The organism is Pseudoalteromonas ulvae UL12 (genome assembly GCF_014925405.1).
Lineage (GTDB): Bacteria > Pseudomonadota > Gammaproteobacteria > Enterobacterales > Alteromonadaceae > Pseudoalteromonas > Pseudoalteromonas ulvae.
The window spans coordinates 183,907-201,117 of record NZ_AQHJ01000034.1; the positions used below are offsets into that span (position 1 = coordinate 183,907).

At 40.6% G+C, this 17,211-nt stretch carries 14 protein-coding genes and 1 pseudogene; 6 read left to right on the top strand and 9 right to left on the bottom strand.

The window, feature by feature from the left end; genetic code table 11:
• Nucleotide 1: 1 nt before the first annotated feature.
• The 6 genes from PULV_RS17520 to lptD are packed head-to-tail and all read right to left on the bottom strand — an operon-like array spanning nt 2 to nt 6,595.
• A complete protein-coding gene (locus tag PULV_RS17520; RefSeq protein ID WP_086744412.1) occupies nt 2-811 on the bottom strand; it encodes a symmetrical bis(5'-nucleosyl)-tetraphosphatase in 810 nt (269 codons plus the stop codon).
• Entirely contained in the window at nt 811-1,200 is a 390-nt protein-coding gene (gene apaG / locus PULV_RS17525; protein WP_086744413.1) for a Co2+/Mg2+ efflux protein ApaG, read from the bottom strand. Before apaG ends, PULV_RS17520 begins: the two co-directional genes overlap by 1 nt.
• Nucleotides 1,184-1,990 (bottom strand): 16S rRNA (adenine(1518)-N(6)/adenine(1519)-N(6))-dimethyltransferase RsmA, encoded by an 807-nt coding sequence (gene rsmA / locus PULV_RS17530; protein WP_086744414.1) that lies wholly within the window; start codon nt 1,988-1,990, stop codon nt 1,184-1,186. The genes apaG and rsmA overlap by 17 nt, the downstream gene beginning before the upstream one ends.
• Nucleotides 1,990-2,979, bottom strand: coding sequence for a 4-hydroxythreonine-4-phosphate dehydrogenase PdxA (gene pdxA / locus PULV_RS17535; RefSeq protein ID WP_086744415.1), 990 nt, complete (start codon nt 2,977-2,979; stop codon nt 1,990-1,992). Before pdxA ends, rsmA begins: the two co-directional genes overlap by 1 nt.
• Nucleotides 2,980-2,981: 2 nt before the next feature.
• Nucleotides 2,982-4,274 carry a peptidylprolyl isomerase SurA gene (gene surA / locus PULV_RS17540; protein ID WP_086744416.1) on the bottom strand — a complete coding sequence of 431 codons (1,293 nt, stop codon included), beginning with the start codon at nt 4,272-4,274 and terminating at the stop codon, nt 2,982-2,984.
• Between the two features lie 17 nt (nt 4,275-4,291).
• Nucleotides 4,292-6,595: an LPS assembly protein LptD gene (lptD, locus tag PULV_RS17545; RefSeq protein ID WP_193332367.1), complete on the bottom strand. Its 2,304-nt coding sequence runs from the start codon at nt 6,593-6,595 to the stop codon at nt 4,292-4,294.
• Between the two features lie 116 nt (nt 6,596-6,711).
• On the opposite strand from lptD, the gene PULV_RS17550 reads away from it, so the two are divergent.
• Genes PULV_RS17550 through djlA form a run of 3 tightly spaced genes read left to right on the top strand, consistent with a single transcriptional unit; the run spans nt 6,712 to nt 9,241 of the window.
• Entirely contained in the window at nt 6,712-7,701 is a 990-nt protein-coding gene (locus PULV_RS17550) for an aminoglycoside phosphotransferase family protein (protein ID WP_193332368.1), read from the top strand.
• Nucleotides 7,698-8,372 (top strand): N-acetylmuramate alpha-1-phosphate uridylyltransferase MurU, encoded by a 675-nt coding sequence (gene murU, locus PULV_RS17555; RefSeq protein WP_086744419.1) that lies wholly within the window; start codon nt 7,698-7,700, stop codon nt 8,370-8,372. The genes PULV_RS17550 and murU overlap by 4 nt, the downstream gene beginning before the upstream one ends.
• Nucleotides 8,373-8,410: 38 nt before the next feature.
• The gene (gene djlA, locus PULV_RS17560; RefSeq protein WP_086744420.1) at nt 8,411-9,241 is read left to right on the top strand and encodes a co-chaperone DjlA; all 831 of its coding nucleotides are present in this window, start codon (nt 8,411-8,413) and stop codon (nt 9,239-9,241) included.
• 26 nt (nt 9,242-9,267) lie between these two features.
• Here the strand turns inward: djlA and PULV_RS17565 are convergent, their stop codons facing one another.
• The 3 genes from PULV_RS17565 to rapA form a co-directional block, all read right to left on the bottom strand.
• Complete coding sequence (locus PULV_RS17565) at nt 9,268-10,092, bottom strand: DUF3530 family protein (protein WP_193332369.1); 825 nt, start codon at nt 10,090-10,092, stop codon at nt 9,268-9,270.
• A gap of 92 nt (nt 10,093-10,184) precedes the next feature.
• A complete protein-coding gene (gene rluA, locus PULV_RS17570) occupies nt 10,185-10,838 on the bottom strand; it encodes a bifunctional tRNA pseudouridine(32) synthase/23S rRNA pseudouridine(746) synthase RluA (RefSeq protein ID WP_193332370.1) in 654 nt (217 codons plus the stop codon).
• 42 nt (nt 10,839-10,880) lie between these two features.
• On the bottom strand, nt 10,881-13,775 hold the full coding sequence (gene rapA / locus PULV_RS17575; RefSeq protein WP_086744423.1) for an RNA polymerase-associated protein RapA: 2,895 nt from the start codon (nt 13,773-13,775) through the stop codon (nt 10,881-10,883).
• A gap of 252 nt (nt 13,776-14,027) precedes the next feature.
• Between rapA and PULV_RS17580 the strand changes: the two are divergent.
• The 3 genes and pseudogenes from PULV_RS17580 to PULV_RS17590 all read left to right on the top strand — a co-directional run.
• A pseudogene (locus tag PULV_RS17580) lies at nt 14,028-14,882 on the top strand (PIN domain-containing protein); the annotation flags it as partial.
• 258 nt (nt 14,883-15,140) lie between these two features.
• Nucleotides 15,141-16,523: a PhoH family protein gene (locus PULV_RS17585; protein ID WP_193332371.1), complete on the top strand. Its 1,383-nt coding sequence runs from the start codon at nt 15,141-15,143 to the stop codon at nt 16,521-16,523.
• Between the two features lie 194 nt (nt 16,524-16,717).
• Entirely contained in the window at nt 16,718-17,080 is a 363-nt protein-coding gene (locus tag PULV_RS17590; protein WP_193332372.1) for a hypothetical protein, read from the top strand.
• Nucleotides 17,081-17,211: the final 131 nt, after the last annotated feature.

Consider the following 17,211-nt stretch of genomic DNA (forward strand, 5'->3'; position numbering starts at 1 on the left):
TTTAAATAGCTGCGATCGATACTCGTTGCATGTCGTTTAGTTTCAATATTGTTAGCTTTCCACCCCAAACACACCCAGTATCAATGGCTTGAAATTGCTCACTTTGAGTTTTTCCATTTAATGATGCCCAATGACCAAAAACAATGGTTAATTTATTATTTAGCTGCTGATTGTTCACATTGAACCAAGGAGTTAATTTTGGTGTTTGTTGCGGGCTTCCTTTGCTTGCAAAATCAAAGTTGAGCTCCTGATCCAAGTAGCGCATGCGAGTAAAAGTATTAACTGTATATTTAAATTTATCCAGTTCGTTTAAGTTTTCATGCCAATGTATGCTTTGATTATCATACATTCTGCTTAAATAAAAAGCGGCATCTTCGCCTTGGTATTTGGCTTGTGCGTCATCATTGGCATCAAGAGCTTGTTGGAGAGACCATTCGGGTGATAGGCCAGCATGACAGATCAGGGTATGGTAACGCTCTAAATAGATTGCTAAAGGTTGGGATTGTAAAAAACGAATCAATTGAGCTAAATCAGGGGCTGAAAACAATTCTTCAAGGTGATCTTTTGGGTTAGGTTGTTTATTTAAAAGGTAGGTGGCAATTAGATGAAGGTCGTGATTACCTAGTACCGTATGCATGCAATCCTGATGGGCTTGAATGTAACGTAAACAAGCTAAGGAATCAGGTCCTCGAGCGACAATGTCACCAACTAGATAAAGCGTGTCTTGTTTATGGTTAAACTGAATTTTTGCCAAGGTTGCTTTAAACTCGTTAAAGCAACCTTGTAAATCGCCAATAATATAATCAGCCATTAGTGGACTAAGTTCGGAATACTTAATCTAAAAACTGAAATAGGTGCTTCAAATTCAGTTCCAAACTCATTTCTGAAGGTGTAATGGCCTTGCATCGTACCTAAAGGGGTGTCAAGCACTGAGCCGCTGGTGTAACTATAACTTTCGCCAGGTGCGATTGTTGGTTGCTCACCTACAACGCCTTCACCTTCAACTTCCGTTTCTTTGCCGTCAGCATCGGTTATTAACCAGTAACGATTAAGTAACTTAGCGCTACATAAGCTATGGTTTTTAATCGTGATAGTGTAAGCAAACACAAACTTACTTTTATCCGGCTCAGACTGTCCTTCAATAAAGAAGGTTTCAACACTCACTTTGATGGGTGAGCCTAAATTACTGCTTGTTGTCATATAACCAATTTGCGATATCTATATATTGTTCAAGAGAAAGGTTTTCAGCTCTAAGCTTAATGTCTAAGCCTATTGTGGCCATTTCATCAGCAGTTAATAAATTAGATAAACTATTTCTAATTGTTTTTCTGCGTTGATTAAAGGCTTCTAAACAGACTGTATTGAGTAATTTGGTGCTTTTGGCACGTAACTGCTCTGGCTTTTTAGGGATAAGGCGTATGACTGCTGAATCCACTTTTGGAGCCGGTTTAAAGCACTCAGGCGGGACTTCAATCACAGGGATTGCATGGCAATAATACTGTGTCATGACACTTAAGCGACCAAAAGCCTTACAGTTAGGGCTTGCGACCATGCGTTTAACCACTTCTTTTTGCAGCATAAAATGCATATGCTCGATGTGATTTGAAAACTCGAACAAATGAAAAAGCAGTGGTGTCGAAATATTGTAAGGCAAGTTACCAAAGACTTTGATTTTCTTATCTTCAGGAACCAAGCTTGCAAAATCAAATTTCATCGCATCGCCTTGGTAGACCGTTAATTTCGGACCCAAAAAAGGATGATGGATGAGTCGTTCTGCCAGATCTTTATCAAGTTCAACTACGGTTAAATGGCCAGATAAGTCAGTTACAGGCTCTGTAATTGCACCTAGTCCTGGACCGATTTCAACTAAGCAGTCTTCAGGCTTAGGGTCGATAGCCGTGACAATTTTATCGATTATCATGGCATCGTCTAAAAAGTTTTGGCCAAAACGTTTTCTGGCTCTGTGGCCTAAATGTACTTTATCTGTCATTAACTCTGCGCTTTTTTTGTCGCTAAATGGATTGCTTCTTTGAGAGCTAGCTCAAAGCTGCCTACTTCAGCGGTACCTGAGCCGGCTAAATCAAGCGCAGTTCCATGGTCAACTGAAGTTCGAATAAACGGTAAACCCAATGTGATATTCACTGAATTACCAAAACCTTTATATTTTAACACAGGTAAGCCTTGATCGTGATACATCGCAAGCACGGCATCGGCATTATTTAGGTATTTATCCTGAAAAAGCGTATCAGCGGGCAAAGGACCAATTAAATTCATGCCTTCGCTATTGAGCTGCTCCATGGTAGGGATAATGGTAGTGAGCTCTTCGGTGCCCAAATGACCGTTTTCTCCTGCGTGTGGGTTGAGGCCACATACCAAAATACGCGGATTGGCGATTGCAAATTTTTCACGAAGGTCGTTGTTCAGAATTTCAGTGACTTTGCGAAGTCTATCTGGAGTAATTGCTTTGGATACATAAGCCAGAGGAATATGCGTTGTCACTAAAGCGACGCGCAGCCCTTCAGTCGCCAGCATCATCACAACATCGGGTGTATTCGATTGTTGGGCGAAATATTCTGTGTGGCCGCTAAATGAAATACCGGCTTGATTGATGATCCCTTTATGCACGGGGCCTGTAACGATAGCATCAAAATTACCTGCGATATTGTTTTCACAGGCAACTCTCAGCGTCTCTAGAACATAAGCCCCATTTGCTTCATCAAGAACCCCTGGCGAAGCGGGGGCAGCCATATCCACTTGTTGGATAAATAGTTGGCCTGCCGCTTGGATTGTTGGGGGCTGGCTGGCATCAAATTCAATCAGTGTTAGCGGTAAGTTAAGTAACTTTGCACGTTCAGTGAGTAAATTAGCGTCGGCAATCGCGATTAACTGAGCATCCCATTGACGTTGTGCTAATTTAATCAGCAAATCCGGACCAATACCGGCAGGCTCACCTGGTGTAATTGCGATTCTAAGTGCCATAACTATTCGTCAGCCAATATTTCAATGTGAGCTTGCTCACGAATTTCTTGCTGCCAAGCAAAGCTTTCTTCTTTAAATTTTCGATTAAACAACATTTGTTGTGCGCGGTTACGCTTGGCTATTTCTGTTTTATCAGCAATGCGTTTGCCTAAAAGCTGCACTATGTGCCAACCATAGTTGGTACGAAATGGCTGACTAAGCTCATCTTTTTCAAGGCTCAGTAATGCATCTCTGAATGCTGGAACATAAGTTGTAGGGTCGGTCCAGTCATACTCGCCACCTTTAAGTGCTGAGCCCGGATCTTCAGAGTGCTCTTTTGCAAGTGCAGCAAAATCGGCTGTGCCTGCGTTTAAATCTTTGACAAAGCCTTCAAGCATGCTTTTGGCTTTTTCTTCACTGACAATAATTGACGGTTTGATTAAGATATGGCGCGAGCGAACTTCAACAGTTTCAACTACTTGGCGACCACGAATTTCTTGAATTTTGATAATGTGAAAACCAGCACCTGAGCGAAGTGGGCCAATGATCTCACCAGCTTTTTTCCCTTTGACCGCTTCAGCAAATAATGTTGGCATTTCATTAATGCCCATCCAACCTAGCTGACCGCCTTCAAGTGCTTTTTGGCCACCTGAAGAAGCAATAGCGATGCGTTTGAATTCACTGCCTTCGTTGAGAAGTTTAATTACTTTTTCTGCTCGAATTTTTGCATCTTCGATATCTTGAGTTGAACCTTCCACCGGTAAATCAATTAAAATGTGGCCGATATCATACTCTTCATTCGTTTGGCCTTGCTGATCTAAAATTGTGAGTAAGTTTTCGATTTCTTGGAGGCTGATATAAATTCGACGTTCAACATTTGACCTTAATACTTGTTGAGTGGTCATTTCTGTGCGCATCTCTTCGCGGTATGCTTGATAATTATCGCCAGATGATTCTATGGTCTTGCGTAAATCAGCCAAAGTGCCACCTTGCTCTTTTGCCATTTGCATCAGAGTTTGATCAAGTTGAGCATCGGAAATCTGTAACCCCATACGACCAGCCATTTGCATTAACAATTCTTGATTGATTAACCTTTCCATTGCTTGTAGTCGTAATGCGTCATCAGATGGGAGTGATTGCGAATCATCTTTGGCTCGGCTTTTTACACGATTAATGATGGTATCGATTTCACTTTGTAGTACCACGCCATCGTTGACGATTGCCGCGACTTTATCTATTTGCACTTCTTTTGCGACACTTAAATTGCTCATGCTCAGGCTAAACATGGCGGTTAGTAGTAATGTTTTTAACTTCATTGTTATTGTTTCTTGCGTTAGTTATTTAGGAAGTACGGGCGACGATAATTAAAAATACCTTGCTGCAATAGCTTGTTGGCATCATAACTATCTTTTCCACCGAGTCCTTTAAATACAAAATTAAACCGAATTCCTGAATCAAAAACGGCAGTTTGTTCGTTAAGTCCTGAAATAGACTGATTTAAGTCTGTTTCAATTTGTCTATGTCCGGTAATTTGAAATGCCCAACAACATGATTCATATTGCAGTCCGGTTAGCAATTCGACACTGCGATTTGTTTCTAAATCACGGTGGTAACTCGCAATAAAATGCCAGTTCTGATTAATTGGCACACTGGTAAACATACCCATTTGCTCAATCTTATTGCCAGATACATCATTTGCAAAGCGATGATTTACTTGTACCAGCTGCTGATCGTCACCTTTGTAGTCTAAAGTAACATGAGATTGGATGAATTGTTTACCTTCTGTGTCATATTGCACACCACTTGATAAATACCAACGGCGGTGCCAATGCAGCATTGCTTCACCTGCAAAAAGTGCATTATAAGAACCTTCTGAGGCAATTAAAGCCGCTGTTTGTTCTGACGGTTTCGCTTCGTTTGAAAGGTAAAATATCTGACCCACACTTAGGTTAAATAGTTCCTCATTTTTATTACTGAATATACGCGTTGTTGCGCCAAGGGTAAATTGATTCGCCCTAGCAATCCGGTCCACTCCCGAATAGCGTTTATCTCTAAACAAGCCAAAGAAATCATCTTGTAGGCGGGTGGTATCGTAAAAGCCGATGTTATCTTGATTTTTATCTGGCACATACAGATATTGAAGTTGAGGAGTCAAAGTCTGTAATCCATCTTCAACTAACCAATCTGTATCGCGTTCAAAGTTTATTTGGCCATAGAGGCGTAACTTAGGCAGTGTTCTGTTAACCGTTTCATCAAATTGGTAACCATTTTCGGTCAGATCACCTTTTTGCTGATAATTAGTTTGCATCAAACTTAATTCAGATAAAAAAGACCATGCATAGTCCTGATATAAATATTGCGCTTTAGGCTCTATGTGCAAACGGGTCGCTTCGTAAATTTTGGCGACGTTTTTGTCTGCGTTGTTGGCTTTTTTCAAGTCGTTATTTTTAAAATGACTGAGCTCACCATCGACAGTAAAGTTTATATTTTGCCATTGATATGCTTGTGTTTGATTAAAGCTAATCTGTGGGTAGGCAGAGTACGAACTTAAGTGATCACCGAGTACTTCAAAGTTCTGTACTTTGATATCGGTTTGCCAGCGCTCGCCTAGGTGGGTGAGCAATCCTGTACGATAAAGCTGTGTATCTGTTTTATTGGCGTAGTTAGAATTTAAATCAGTTAAATAGTTATCATCACTGATATTGGTCACATCTATCATGCCACGCCAGTTATCACTGAGCTTAGAACTTTGTTGCCAGTGAAATAAATAGCGATCATCTAACGTCGGTTCAGAGTCATCTTTTTTCAAATACTCAAGGGCAATTAAACCTTGATGTTGTTCAGTCAAATAGCGAAATTCAGTTTGTAATTGAAGGCCAATATTGGACATGTACCTAGGGGTAATTGTAGCGTCATAATTAGGCGCTATATTCCAATAGTAAGGTGTTTTTGTTTCTAAGCCATAGCGGTCGGAGCTGCCAATGTTAGGCGCTAAAAACCCTGATTTACGTTTATCATTAATTGGGTAGGTAAAATATGGGATATATAAAAGTGGTGTATCGTACACTTTTAATACCGCACCATACGTTTCTCCCCAACCTTCTTCTTGGGATAAGCGTATTTTCGATGCGTGAATCGACCAAGTTTCGCTATCTGCTGGGCAGGTCGTAAAACTACCATTAAATAAATTGAGCTCATTTTCATTAATGGCTAATTTTTCAGCGTAACCTCGGCCTTGTTGTTGAGTCAAACGATACTCAGCACCATGCAAATTGATACTGTTTTCGCCTAAGTTAGCATTTAAGCCTGAACTGGTAATGACAGATTGATTATCTTCAAATGTGATTGGGCCGCGGGCATCCAATAAACCTTGAATTTTATCAATTAAGGCAGATTGAGCTGTGAGAGTCATTAATGGTGAGTTTATCACCACATCACCACTAAATTGCGCACTTTGCGTGCCGATTACTTCTACATTATCAGCTTCGATGTCCATTGATTTCGCTGCAATTCCTGGAAGTGGCTGCCATGCTCTGGTTTGGGGGGAAGCATCACAGATCTGTGCTGTCGCTTCAGTGTTGGCATTTGTTGCTTGGCTAAAGCCAGAAAACAACAATAAGCCCCAGAGTTTGTTCATTTATTAACCTTAATGCTCAGGTGGTTAGCAGGAATGCCACATAATAAAACAATTTTAAATATTTCTCTAATGAATGAAATTGTTATGATAGTAAAAAAATGTAATTTAGTGATCTTATGAATCAACGCTTCGACGCCTTACAACAGTTTGTTCATGCCAATTGCATGGGGGCTCATTTTACACTAGAGCCTATTACCGGAGATGCCAGTTTTCGACGTTATTATCGTTTAATCAGTGCTGAGCAGTGCGGTATTGTGATGGACTCAGATCCGTCTCGTGTCAATAACCAACCATTTGTTGAATATAATCAAGTCTTTGCTGAGCAAGGTTTGCGTTTACCGCACATTTTATCTGCTGATGAAGCTCACGGATTTTTTTTGCTAGAAGATTTAGGTCAAACGCATTTAGCTGATTTGGTTAATGAGCCACAAATAATAAAATATTATCAACAGCTGATTGATTTAATTCCTTTAATCGCTAAGACCCCAGCAGTCAATTCGATGAAGCGTTACGACACAGATTTTGTCAATGTAGAATTGACTATCTTTCAAGAGTGGTTAGTAGAAACATTTCTCGAAATGGCCCTCTCACACAATGAGTATGAGATGTGGCAAGCGGTCACAAGCTTGTTAACTGATAATTTATTAAAACAGCCACAAGTAACAGTCCATCGTGACTATCACAGCCGTAATTTGATGTTTTGCCAGCAGCAGTGGGTCGTGATTGATTATCAAGATGCAGTCACAGGCCCTGTTACCTATGATTTAGTGTCCTTATTGCGTGATTGCTACCATCAACTACCTGCTGAGCAATTTGAAGTGTTGTTTGATTATGGCTATCAGGCATTAACATCAGTGGGCTTATTGGATGGTGCGTCTAAGGTTGAGTTTACCCGTTGGTTTGATTTAGTCGGGTTACAGAGGCACCTTAAAGCTGCTGGAATTTTTACACGCTTAGCGCAGCGAGACCAAAAGCCCGGTTATTTATCATCAATTTTACCGACCATGAGTTATATCACTGAAATTTCAGCTCGATATATTGAACTATCAGCGCTGCATCAATGGCTGGTTAAGCACATCATTCCAAAACTCCAAGAGCAATTATGAAAGCGATGATTTTAGCGGCAGGAAGAGGGAAGCGCATGATGCCGCTGACTGCTGAGCAACCTAAGCCGATGTTAAAAGTAAATGACCGCCCTTTACTTGATTATCATTTATCATGCTTAAAAGCTGCAGGTGTGACAGATGTTGTTATCAATTTGGCTTGGTGCGGTGACGTTATTCGTGCTTTTTGTCAACAAGGCCAAAAATGGGGGTTGGATATCCAATACTCCCCGGAGCCACCTGAAGGGCTTGAGACCGCAGGTGGGATTATTCAGGCGTTGCCGTTATTAGGAGAAGAGCCCTTTATTGTAATCAATGGGGATGTATTCACCGATTATGATGCCCATAGTTTGATTCAGCTGCAAATTGATCCCGGCCATGCCCATTTAGTCCTTATCGAAAACCCAGAACATAACCCCTCAGGTGATTTTTCTTTATCTCATGGCATGGTAAAAAGTGAGGGAGAGGTATGCCACACTTTTGCGGGGATCGCCGTTTATCATCCAACATTTTTTACTGGATTGAGTGCTGAGTTTCGCCCATTAGCCCCGTTGCTACGAGAAAAAATGGCGCATAATCAGGTCACTGGTGAACTTTATTTAGGACAGTGGGTCGATGTGGGAACGCCCGAGCGTTTAGCACAGTTAGATGCAAGTCAGCGCACCTTGCTTTAAAAACAATAACTATTTGATGTAATAACAGGATTGAGTATATGTGGGGAAAGGTTTTAGGCACTTTGTTTGGCTTTTTATTTGGTCGCTGGTTAGGTGCTATTTTAGGTTTTTATCTAGGTCATATGTTTGATCGTTCAATCAAGCAGAACTTTGATAAGGCGGGAGGATTTCAGTCCTTATTTAGTGGCGAAGAAGTCAGTGAACGCCAAGCGTTATTTTTTTATACCTGTTTTTCTGTGATGGGGCATATTGCCAAATCAAATGGTCGTGTCAGTGAAACGCATATCAAAGCGGCCGGATTGTTTATGGATGAAATGCAGCTATCAGGAGAGAGTCGGCAAGAGGCGCAAGATGCATTTCGTGCGGGAAAAGACAACGAGTTTACATTTAAAGAGACATTACAAGAATTTAAACGTCGCTTTTCGGGTCGTTATGATTTATTGCAGCTGTTTATTGAAATTCAAATTCAAATGGCATTTTGTGATGGTCACTTGTCTGAATCTGAGCGTGAGTTATTGCAACAAGCGGCCAAGCTATTAGGTTTTTCGCAAACACATTTCAATTTCATTCTAAAACGTTATCAAGCAGAGTTTAAATTTAGCCAGCAGCGTCAACAATCGGGCGATAAACAGCGTCAGTCGACGACCCAAACAAGCGTGATGGGGCGAAAACAGGCTTTAGATGTGTTGGGTGTTAGTGATTCAGCAAGTGCGGCAGAGATTAAAAAAGCGTATCGAAAATTAATGAGTCAGCATCACCCTGATAAACTTGTTTCACAAGGGTTACCAGAGCATTTGATGGAAGTGGCAAAACGAAAAAGCCAAGATATTCAAGCTGCATATGAATACCTTAAAAAGCATCCAGCGTAATAAAAATAGACCGGCTACAGATGACCTTAAATGCCAATTTTTGTTAAGAATCCATAAATTTCTTTTAGTAAGCGAGCTTGCTGCCTTGGATTTTGCTGACTACTAAAGAGCTCGCGTTGTCGGTAATTAATTTTATGTTCTTTGGTGGCCATTTTTTTTCGCTGCTGCAGAGTTGTTTTGACTAAATTGCTATCTTCACTGCTAAAAATATCTAAGACAGGCGAGCTGACTTTGGCAAAGCGTTGATTAAGCGTGTAGTTGAGTTCTGGATCTGGTAAGTAACTACTTAAAAACACAAAGGCATCCACTTCTTCTTCAGCTTGTTCTGAAAAGTACTCGACTAACAAACTACTTGAGGCTCCTTGAGCAATGACAATGATGAACCCTGGATGATTGAGAGCGGATTGATACAAAGCTTTAAATCGACTCAGCAGTTGGAGTTTATAAGCGGCTAAATCATCTTTGTTTAAGATAGCTAATGCTGGTGCGTGAAACATATTAGGATCGGCTTGGATATCCTGATTATAAAAGGCAATCGGATCTGGAATATTCATCGCGTAACTGACCCAGCCGTATTCATTTAATTCAGTACGTAAATAATCAAGCCCATAATGATTATTAGCCGGCATGTGCCAATCCGGTAATAAAATGACGACTCCTTTTGCCATCGCTGAAGTGCGGTCGCGAAACAGTACTGCAAATTCAGTTTCACCCGCCAAAATCATTTTAATTTCATCGCCACGGTAGTAATGAAACATATCTTGCTGATACACACTTTCAAGTGACTCTGGCGCAGAAATTTCAGTCGCACTGACTGTGAAACTAATTAAAAAGATGAGTAAGTATTTCAAATACACCTCAATTGAGAGCCTGATTAATCTTGTTAACGGCCTCAGGTCAAAAAAGTTAACGTCATCCGGTCAATAATTATAGAGGTTGAGCATCAAAACGGACAAGGAGCCGTAAATTCAAGCCAATTTTCTGTGATGGGGTGGCTCAGCGCTAAATATTCAGCATGGAGTTGAAGGCGAGGGGCCATTGCGAGTGCATCTGGATGAGCATATAGTCGGTCACCCAAAATGACGTGACCTTGTGAGAGCATGTGGACACGAAGTTGGTGAGAGCGACCTGTGATGGGGGTCAGAGCAACTCGAGTGACATTTTTTTCATAATTAAGCACTTGCCAATGGGTTAATGATGGCTTGCCATGGTCAAAATCAACCATTTGTTTTGGGCGATTTGGCCAATCACAAATAAGGGGTAAATCAATACTACCAGTCTGCTCAGCGAGGTGTCCAAATACCCGTGCGATGTAGCGTTTTTTGGTTTTTCGGTCTTGAAATTGTCGGCTGATGTGACTGTGAGCGGCTTTATGAAGCGCCATGCAAATCAGTCCAGAAGTGGCCATATCGAGACGATGGACAATCTTGGCGGTTGGAAAAACTCGTTGTACGCGTTTTTCTAAGCTATCAGCATGAATAGGATCTTTACCTGGCACAGTCAGCAATTCGCTGGGTTTGTTTAAAATGAGTAAGTCATCATCTTGATAAATAATTTCAAGATAGGGGGTCATCGGGGGAGAGTAATTAAGTAACACGGCCAGCCTCATTATTTGAAGCTGGCCATTTTAGTCAAATGCTTAGTGAGAGACAACAATTAAACGGATGGCATCTAATTTAAGCTGTGTCTTTTCGATGTGTTGATCTAGTTCAGCTTGTTGTTTTGCCAAAAATTGGATCTCTTCATCACGAATGTTTGGGTTACACTTTTTCAGTGAAGTTAATCGTTCTACTTCGTCAGCCATAGCTGCAGACATAGATTGGTGCGCACCTGCTTTTATGGTGAGCATTTCTTGTTCCGCCATCGTCGCTGCAGTTTGAATTAAGCCATGAATCTGTGGTTGTAAAGCATTGGCTAATTTACTTGCAGTTTGACGGCCTACGGCTGAAAGTTGCTGATTAAAGCCATCAAATCCGACATTAGCAGCTAAATTATTACCGGCTTTGTCGAGTAATATACGAATTGGTGTTGGTGGTAAGAAACGGCCGATTTGTAATGATTTCGGCGCACTGGCTTCTGCAATATAAATCAGCTCAACAAAAAAGCTTCCTGCAGGTAACTTTTTATTTTTAAGTAACGCCACAGAGCTTGAACCAAAATTATCATCGGCGATGAGTTCCATTGCCCCTTGAACCATCGGGTGATCCCAAGAAATAAAGTGAATATCTTCTTGGGCCAATGCAGTATCACGATCAAAGGTAACGGTAATGCCTTCGTCTTTTAAACACGGAAATGAAGGCACCAACATGTGTTCAGTTGGTTTTAGAATGATGCTATTTTCACCTTTGTCATCTTGATTAACCCCAAAGACATCAAAGATTTTAATCATAAACATCGCCAATTGAGTTTCGTCATCTTTGGCAGCAATAGCTTCGACTAACTCTTCCGCTCGTCCTTGACCACTTGAGTGTAATTCGAGTAGACGATCTCGGCCCTGTTCCATTTTGTTTTTGAGAACTTGATTTTGTTTCGCTGCTTGTTCAAGTAAAGGGTCGAGTTCTTCTTCATCACAGTTGTGATTGCTAATTAACTCGAGTAAGTCTTCGCTAAATTCTTGATATAACAGTTGGCCTGTACTTGAGGTTTGTTCAAAGGCATCAATACCTTCGTGATACCAACGAAAGAGAACTTCTTGTGCGGTATTTTCGAAGTAAGGAACATGAATTTGAATGTCTTGCGTTTGGCCAATTCGATCTAAACGTCCGATGCGTTGCTCAAGTAAATCAGGGTTCAGTGGTAAATCAAACAACACTAAGGTGTGAGCAAACTGGAAATTACGACCTTCAGAGCCAATTTCTGAGCACAGTAACACTTGCGCTGCATTATCTTCATCAGCAAAAAAAGCCGCAGCGCGATCGCGCTCAATAATAGACATGCCTTCGTGAAACACCGCAGCCTTGATGGCTTCACGTTCGCGCAGTTCTTGCTCTAAACTTAAGGCTGTTTGCGCATGAGCACAAATGACTAAAACTTTTTCGCGTTTGAGCTCTAATAGTTTATCTACTAGCCAATCGACGCGCGGGTCAAATTTAGTCCAGCTAGCTGTGCTGCCTTCAAACTCTTGAAAAATTTGCTCAGGAAATAAAGCGCGAAGGGCTGCTTGTTCTTGGTTTTGACTGCCACTGATATTGCCCATTACAGACATCGCGGTGCTGTACTGTTTTGGCATAGCCACCGGATGTGCCTCGAGAATACGAGTTGGGAAACCAGAAATCGCACTGCGACTATTTCTAAATAAAATACGGCCTGTGCCATGGCGATCGAGTAATAACGATAAAATTTCGTTACGCGCTTCTTGTTGCCCTTTGGCGACATCGCTCAACAGTTGAGTGATATGGGTGTCACTTAATAATTGTGTGAGAGTTGTTTGCGCGCTCTGATTTAAATCATCGTTTGATAAGAGTTGGTTTGCTGCTTCAGCAACTTCTTGATAGTGACTTTCTTCTTCAACAAAGGCGTCATAATCATAAAAACGATCCGGATCAAGCAATTTCAAACGGGCAAAGTGGCTTTCATGGCCAAGTTGCTCAGGTGTTGCAGTCAGTAGGATGAGGCCTTTGATATCTTGGCTTAACTCTTCAATGCGGATGTATTCTGTGCTTGGTTTGCTTTTATCAAAGCGTAAGTGATGGGCTTCATCGACAACTAATAAATCCCAATCCGCTAATGTCGCTTTTTCGAACCAACGTTTTTTCTTGGTTAAAAACTCTAAGCTGACTAAAACGAGTTGTTCTGTTTCAAATGGGTTGTCGGAGTCCGCATATGCTTCGGTGCATCGTTCTTCATCAAAGATGGAAAACTTCAAATTAAAGCGACGCAGCATTTCGACTAACCACTGATGTTGTAAATTCTCAGGGACAACAATTAATATTCGGCTTGCACGACCAGCAATTAATTGCTGATGAATGATCATCCCTGCTTCAATGGTTTTACCTAAGCCAACTTCATCTGATAACAGCACTCGCGGAGCAAAGCGTTTACCGACTTCTTCAGCAATATATAATTGATGAGGAATTAAGCTGGCTCTGGGTCCAATTAATCCTCGAAGAGGTGATTGCTCACTTTGATACTGATGTTGCCACGTTTGATAGCGCAATGTGTAGCGGTCGAAGCGGTCAATTTGACCAGCAAATAATCGGTCTTGTGGGTGATTAAATTTAATAAAGTGATCTAAAAACGTCTCTTTTAATTGTGCTGGTTCATCGTCATCTGCACGACGACCGGTGTAACACAAAATACCATTTTGCTCACTGATACTTTCAACAATTAATTCCCACTCATCGATCGAGCGGATTTTATCCCCAGGATTAAAAACAACACGGGTAACAGGTGCTTCTAACATTGAATAAACGCGGTTATCACCGGTAGCTGGAAATAAAATAGTCACATGGCGGCCTTCAACCGACACAACTGTCCCCAGCCCTAAATCTGATTCTGTATCACTAATCCAACGTTGCCCTAAGGAAAAATTCATTGACTCACTCGACCCCTATGAAAAAAAGGCGGCTATGTTACCGCTTATAAGCAGGTGTTTCACCTGTTATTTTTTAAGCGCGAAAAGAACCTAGTTTTCGGGGCTTTATGTGCAGCGGCAATTGTTAACCTAAATTACTAAACTAAGATTTTTTATTACTATTTTGTAATAAAAACGCCTCTTTTTAGAAATAGACTAAACTTGAAGTAAAGCAGAAAAATCATAAAACAGAAGGAATGATTTATGGGAAAAATGCGCGCTGAAGAAAAAAAAATGTATGTTCTTGATACCAACGTATTACTGCACGAACCACTTGCTTTTCTGTCCTTTGAGGAGCATGACGTTATCATCCCTATGACAGTTCTAGAAGAACTTGACCATATCAAAGATCGAAAAAAAGATGTCAGTCGCGATGCCCGAGTGGCGATACGCTCATTAGAAGGAGTGTTGCATAACGCCACCCCTGAAGAAATGATCGAAGGCGTGGCATTGCCAAGTACAAAAGTTGATGAACGCACCGCTAATGGCAAGCTGTTGATTGTAAATGATCATTTATTTGCGGAACAAATCTCAGGATTACCCGGAAATGAAAACGATCATCGCATAATTAACAGTGCTGTCCATCTGCAAAACCAATACCCAGATATTAAAGTTGTCTTAGTGACAAAAGACATCAATATGCGCCTTAAAGCCAAAGGAGCGGGGCTTAAGTTTGTAGAGGACTACCGTACCGATCAACTGATTGACGATATTAGCTTACTCAGTTCTGGGCATAAAAAATTATCGGGTGATTTTTGGCAGACAGTTGGTCAATGTAAAAGCGATCAAGAAGGGCGAGAATTACACCACACTGTGCCCAAAGACTTGCTTGGAGATGTATTCATTAATGAATATTTGTTAGATGATGGCGGGCATTTTGCGGCTCGGGTTGAAAGCTTTACTGACGATGAAGTAACGATTCTAGATTTAGGTTATGAGCGATTGATGTCCAGAATGGCTTGGGGAGTGCGACCTAAAAATATTTATCAAGCAATGGCAATGAATGCATTGCTCGATACACATATGGATTTAGTGATTCTGACAGGGCCTGCAGGCTGTGGTAAAACAGGTATTACTGCAAGCTTTTTTCCAATATTTGTGCAGACCTATCTACAGACCTTATTCTTACTGAAGAAATTGAGTATTTATAACAAGCTCAGATCTAATCTCTCTAACATGTCATTAAGTGTGACTTAAAGAACAGAACCATTAATCAATAAATATAAATAACGGATTTAACCTGCAAGAAGGCACAAACAAAAATAATAAACCTAAGGTAAATCTAAAATGCTAATTAATGAAAATCGTTCTCAAAGGAGAACTAAAATGAATAATCTAAGTGAACACAGAAACCCAAGAGTATTAGATACATCGGCACTAGTTCATGATCCAAAGTCATTGCTCGCTTACAGTGAAGATGTATACATCTGTCTAACAGTTTTAGAAGAGTTAGATAATTTAAAAGAAAGAACCAATAAATCGGTAAGTGCTGATGCTCGTGTATGTATTCGTATGCTTGAAGACATAATTAATGGGCACAGTGCAGAAGAAATGGAAGCAGGTATTCCACTGCCTTCTACTGAAACAGCTAAAAGAGGCAAGTTGTTCATTGGTATTGATACTCAATTGGACATGGCAAAAGAATTAAAGCACACGATAGGTAGCGATGCTGACAATAGAATAATTAACTATGCACTCCATCTTCAGAAAGAGTTAGATAAAGACGTTACCATCGTTAGCCGCGACATCAATATGCGATTAAAAGCTCGAACTGTTGGTGTTATGGCTGAAGATGTATCCGTTGATAATCAAATCGCAGATATAGATTTGCTTTATACAGGCGTACAAGCCTTTGAAGGTGATCTTTTTGATCGAATTGAATCAGATAAAGATTTCAAAGTCTCAGGAGAGGTTTATACATTCCCAATCAGCTTGTTCAACGATGAAGTTCAGCCAAACATGTATTGGTACGATGAAGCCGGACACATTGGCCGGATTTCAGAAGTGACTGATACTGAGGTATACACAAAGTTATTGCCTCGTAAGCAAGAAAAGGTATGGGGCATATTGCCAAAAAATCAGCGTCAAGCGGTAGCTTTAAGCCAATTAACAGACCCTTACTATGACTTAAATATTATCCTTGGCCCTGCTGGCTCCGGAAAAACTTTTTTGGCAGTTGCTTCGGCGCTGCATCAAGTATTGGAGTTGAAAAAGTACAAAAAAATCGTTGTGGTACGCTCTAGAGACTTCATGGACGACGATCCCGGATTTCTTCCGGGGGATTTAACTGAAAAATCGATGCCTCTTCTGGCAGGCATTACCGATGCATTAATTTCAATGCATTCAGATGATAATCATGAAACAAATATTCATGCAACAGTTGAGCATGTGATCGAAAAAGCCAATATAGAATTTACTAGTATGGCTTACTTTCGAGGCCGTTCAATAGACGATGCTGTTTTAATCATTGATGAAGCTCAAAATATGACACGCGCTCAAATTAAAGGGATGCTTAGTAGGGGAGGTAAAAATTGTCGTACAATTGTACTTGGTAACCTTGCCCAGATTGATGATAAGTTTGTAACACCTGCTTCGTCTGGTGCAAGTGCGGCTGTTAATGTGTATAGAAACTATGAGAAAGGGTCTGTTCTAATTTTTGATGAAGTAGAGCGTAGTAGCTTAGCTGAGTTCACTGAAAAGAACATGTAGACATCAAACTACAATTCACATTTACTTATAATATTGCGACAATAGCCACTGCTTATTGTAGTGGCTTTTCAGAGAAGCCAGTTTCCACACTTGCGGACGAAATGGATTTACTCTGGGTTTAAAAGATTAATCATACATTGAAGATGTAATGACTTAGGTGCTGTGGACCTTAGTTGTTATGTTTTGGTGTGCGTATGTCTTTTGAATCAGAAGCGCTTATAAGTAATATAAAGCGTCAGGCAAAGAGGTTGTCAAAAAAGTTATCAATTCCCCTTGGACAAGCCCAAGAAGGGGTTGCTATTTGTCTGTATGGCTGTGACAGTTACAGCGATTTACTAGTAAAAATAAAAGCTGAATCCTTTGACAACTCATTGATAGCACTATCTGCTCTATCACCAAACTCGGAAATATTTTTAGTAAAAATATTGGCTAGCCACCTAGATAGCATCATCGGAAATTTTGAAAAAAAATTTCCCGGCTCCAATATAGATGAGGAAATGGTTATATCCCTATTTGGGCTTAGCTTTGAGCAGTTCAAACTCAAAATATCTACCTAAGATTGTACAAATACGTAAGTTGTCATTTTGTTTTTTGGCGATATTATATGATGAAGGCTGAACGGACAGCCTACGCCTACGCATGTTTTTCCACTTGAAAAACGTGAACAGTGAAGCGGAGCATCCGTAAA

Excerpts from the sequence above, each read along its gene's own strand:
- PULV_RS17520 (WP_086744412.1), bottom strand. The coding sequence starts at position 811 with ATGGCTGATTATATTATTGGCGATTTACAAGGTTGCTTTAACGAGTTT.
- apaG (WP_086744413.1), bottom strand. The coding sequence starts at position 1,200 with ATGACAACAAGCAGTAATTTAGGCTCACCCATCAAAGTGAGTGTTGAA.
- rsmA (WP_086744414.1), bottom strand. The coding sequence starts at position 1,990 with ATGACAGATAAAGTACATTTAGGCCACAGAGCCAGAAAACGTTTTGGC.
- pdxA (WP_086744415.1), bottom strand. The coding sequence starts at position 2,979 with ATGGCACTTAGAATCGCAATTACACCAGGTGAGCCTGCCGGTATTGGT.
- surA (WP_086744416.1), bottom strand. The coding sequence starts at position 4,274 with ATGAAGTTAAAAACATTACTACTAACCGCCATGTTTAGCCTGAGCATG.
- lptD (WP_193332367.1), bottom strand. The coding sequence starts at position 6,595 with ATGAACAAACTCTGGGGCTTATTGTTGTTTTCTGGCTTTAGCCAAGCA.
- PULV_RS17550 (WP_193332368.1), top strand. The coding sequence starts at position 6,712 with ATGAATCAACGCTTCGACGCCTTACAACAGTTTGTTCATGCCAATTGC.
- murU (WP_086744419.1), top strand. The coding sequence starts at position 7,698 with ATGAAAGCGATGATTTTAGCGGCAGGAAGAGGGAAGCGCATGATGCCG.
- djlA (WP_086744420.1), top strand. The coding sequence starts at position 8,411 with ATGTGGGGAAAGGTTTTAGGCACTTTGTTTGGCTTTTTATTTGGTCGC.
- rapA (WP_086744423.1), bottom strand. The coding sequence starts at position 13,775 with ATGAATTTTTCCTTAGGGCAACGTTGGATTAGTGATACAGAATCAGAT.
- PULV_RS17585 (WP_193332371.1), top strand. The coding sequence starts at position 15,141 with ATGAATAATCTAAGTGAACACAGAAACCCAAGAGTATTAGATACATCG.
- PULV_RS17590 (WP_193332372.1), top strand. The coding sequence starts at position 16,718 with ATGTCTTTTGAATCAGAAGCGCTTATAAGTAATATAAAGCGTCAGGCA.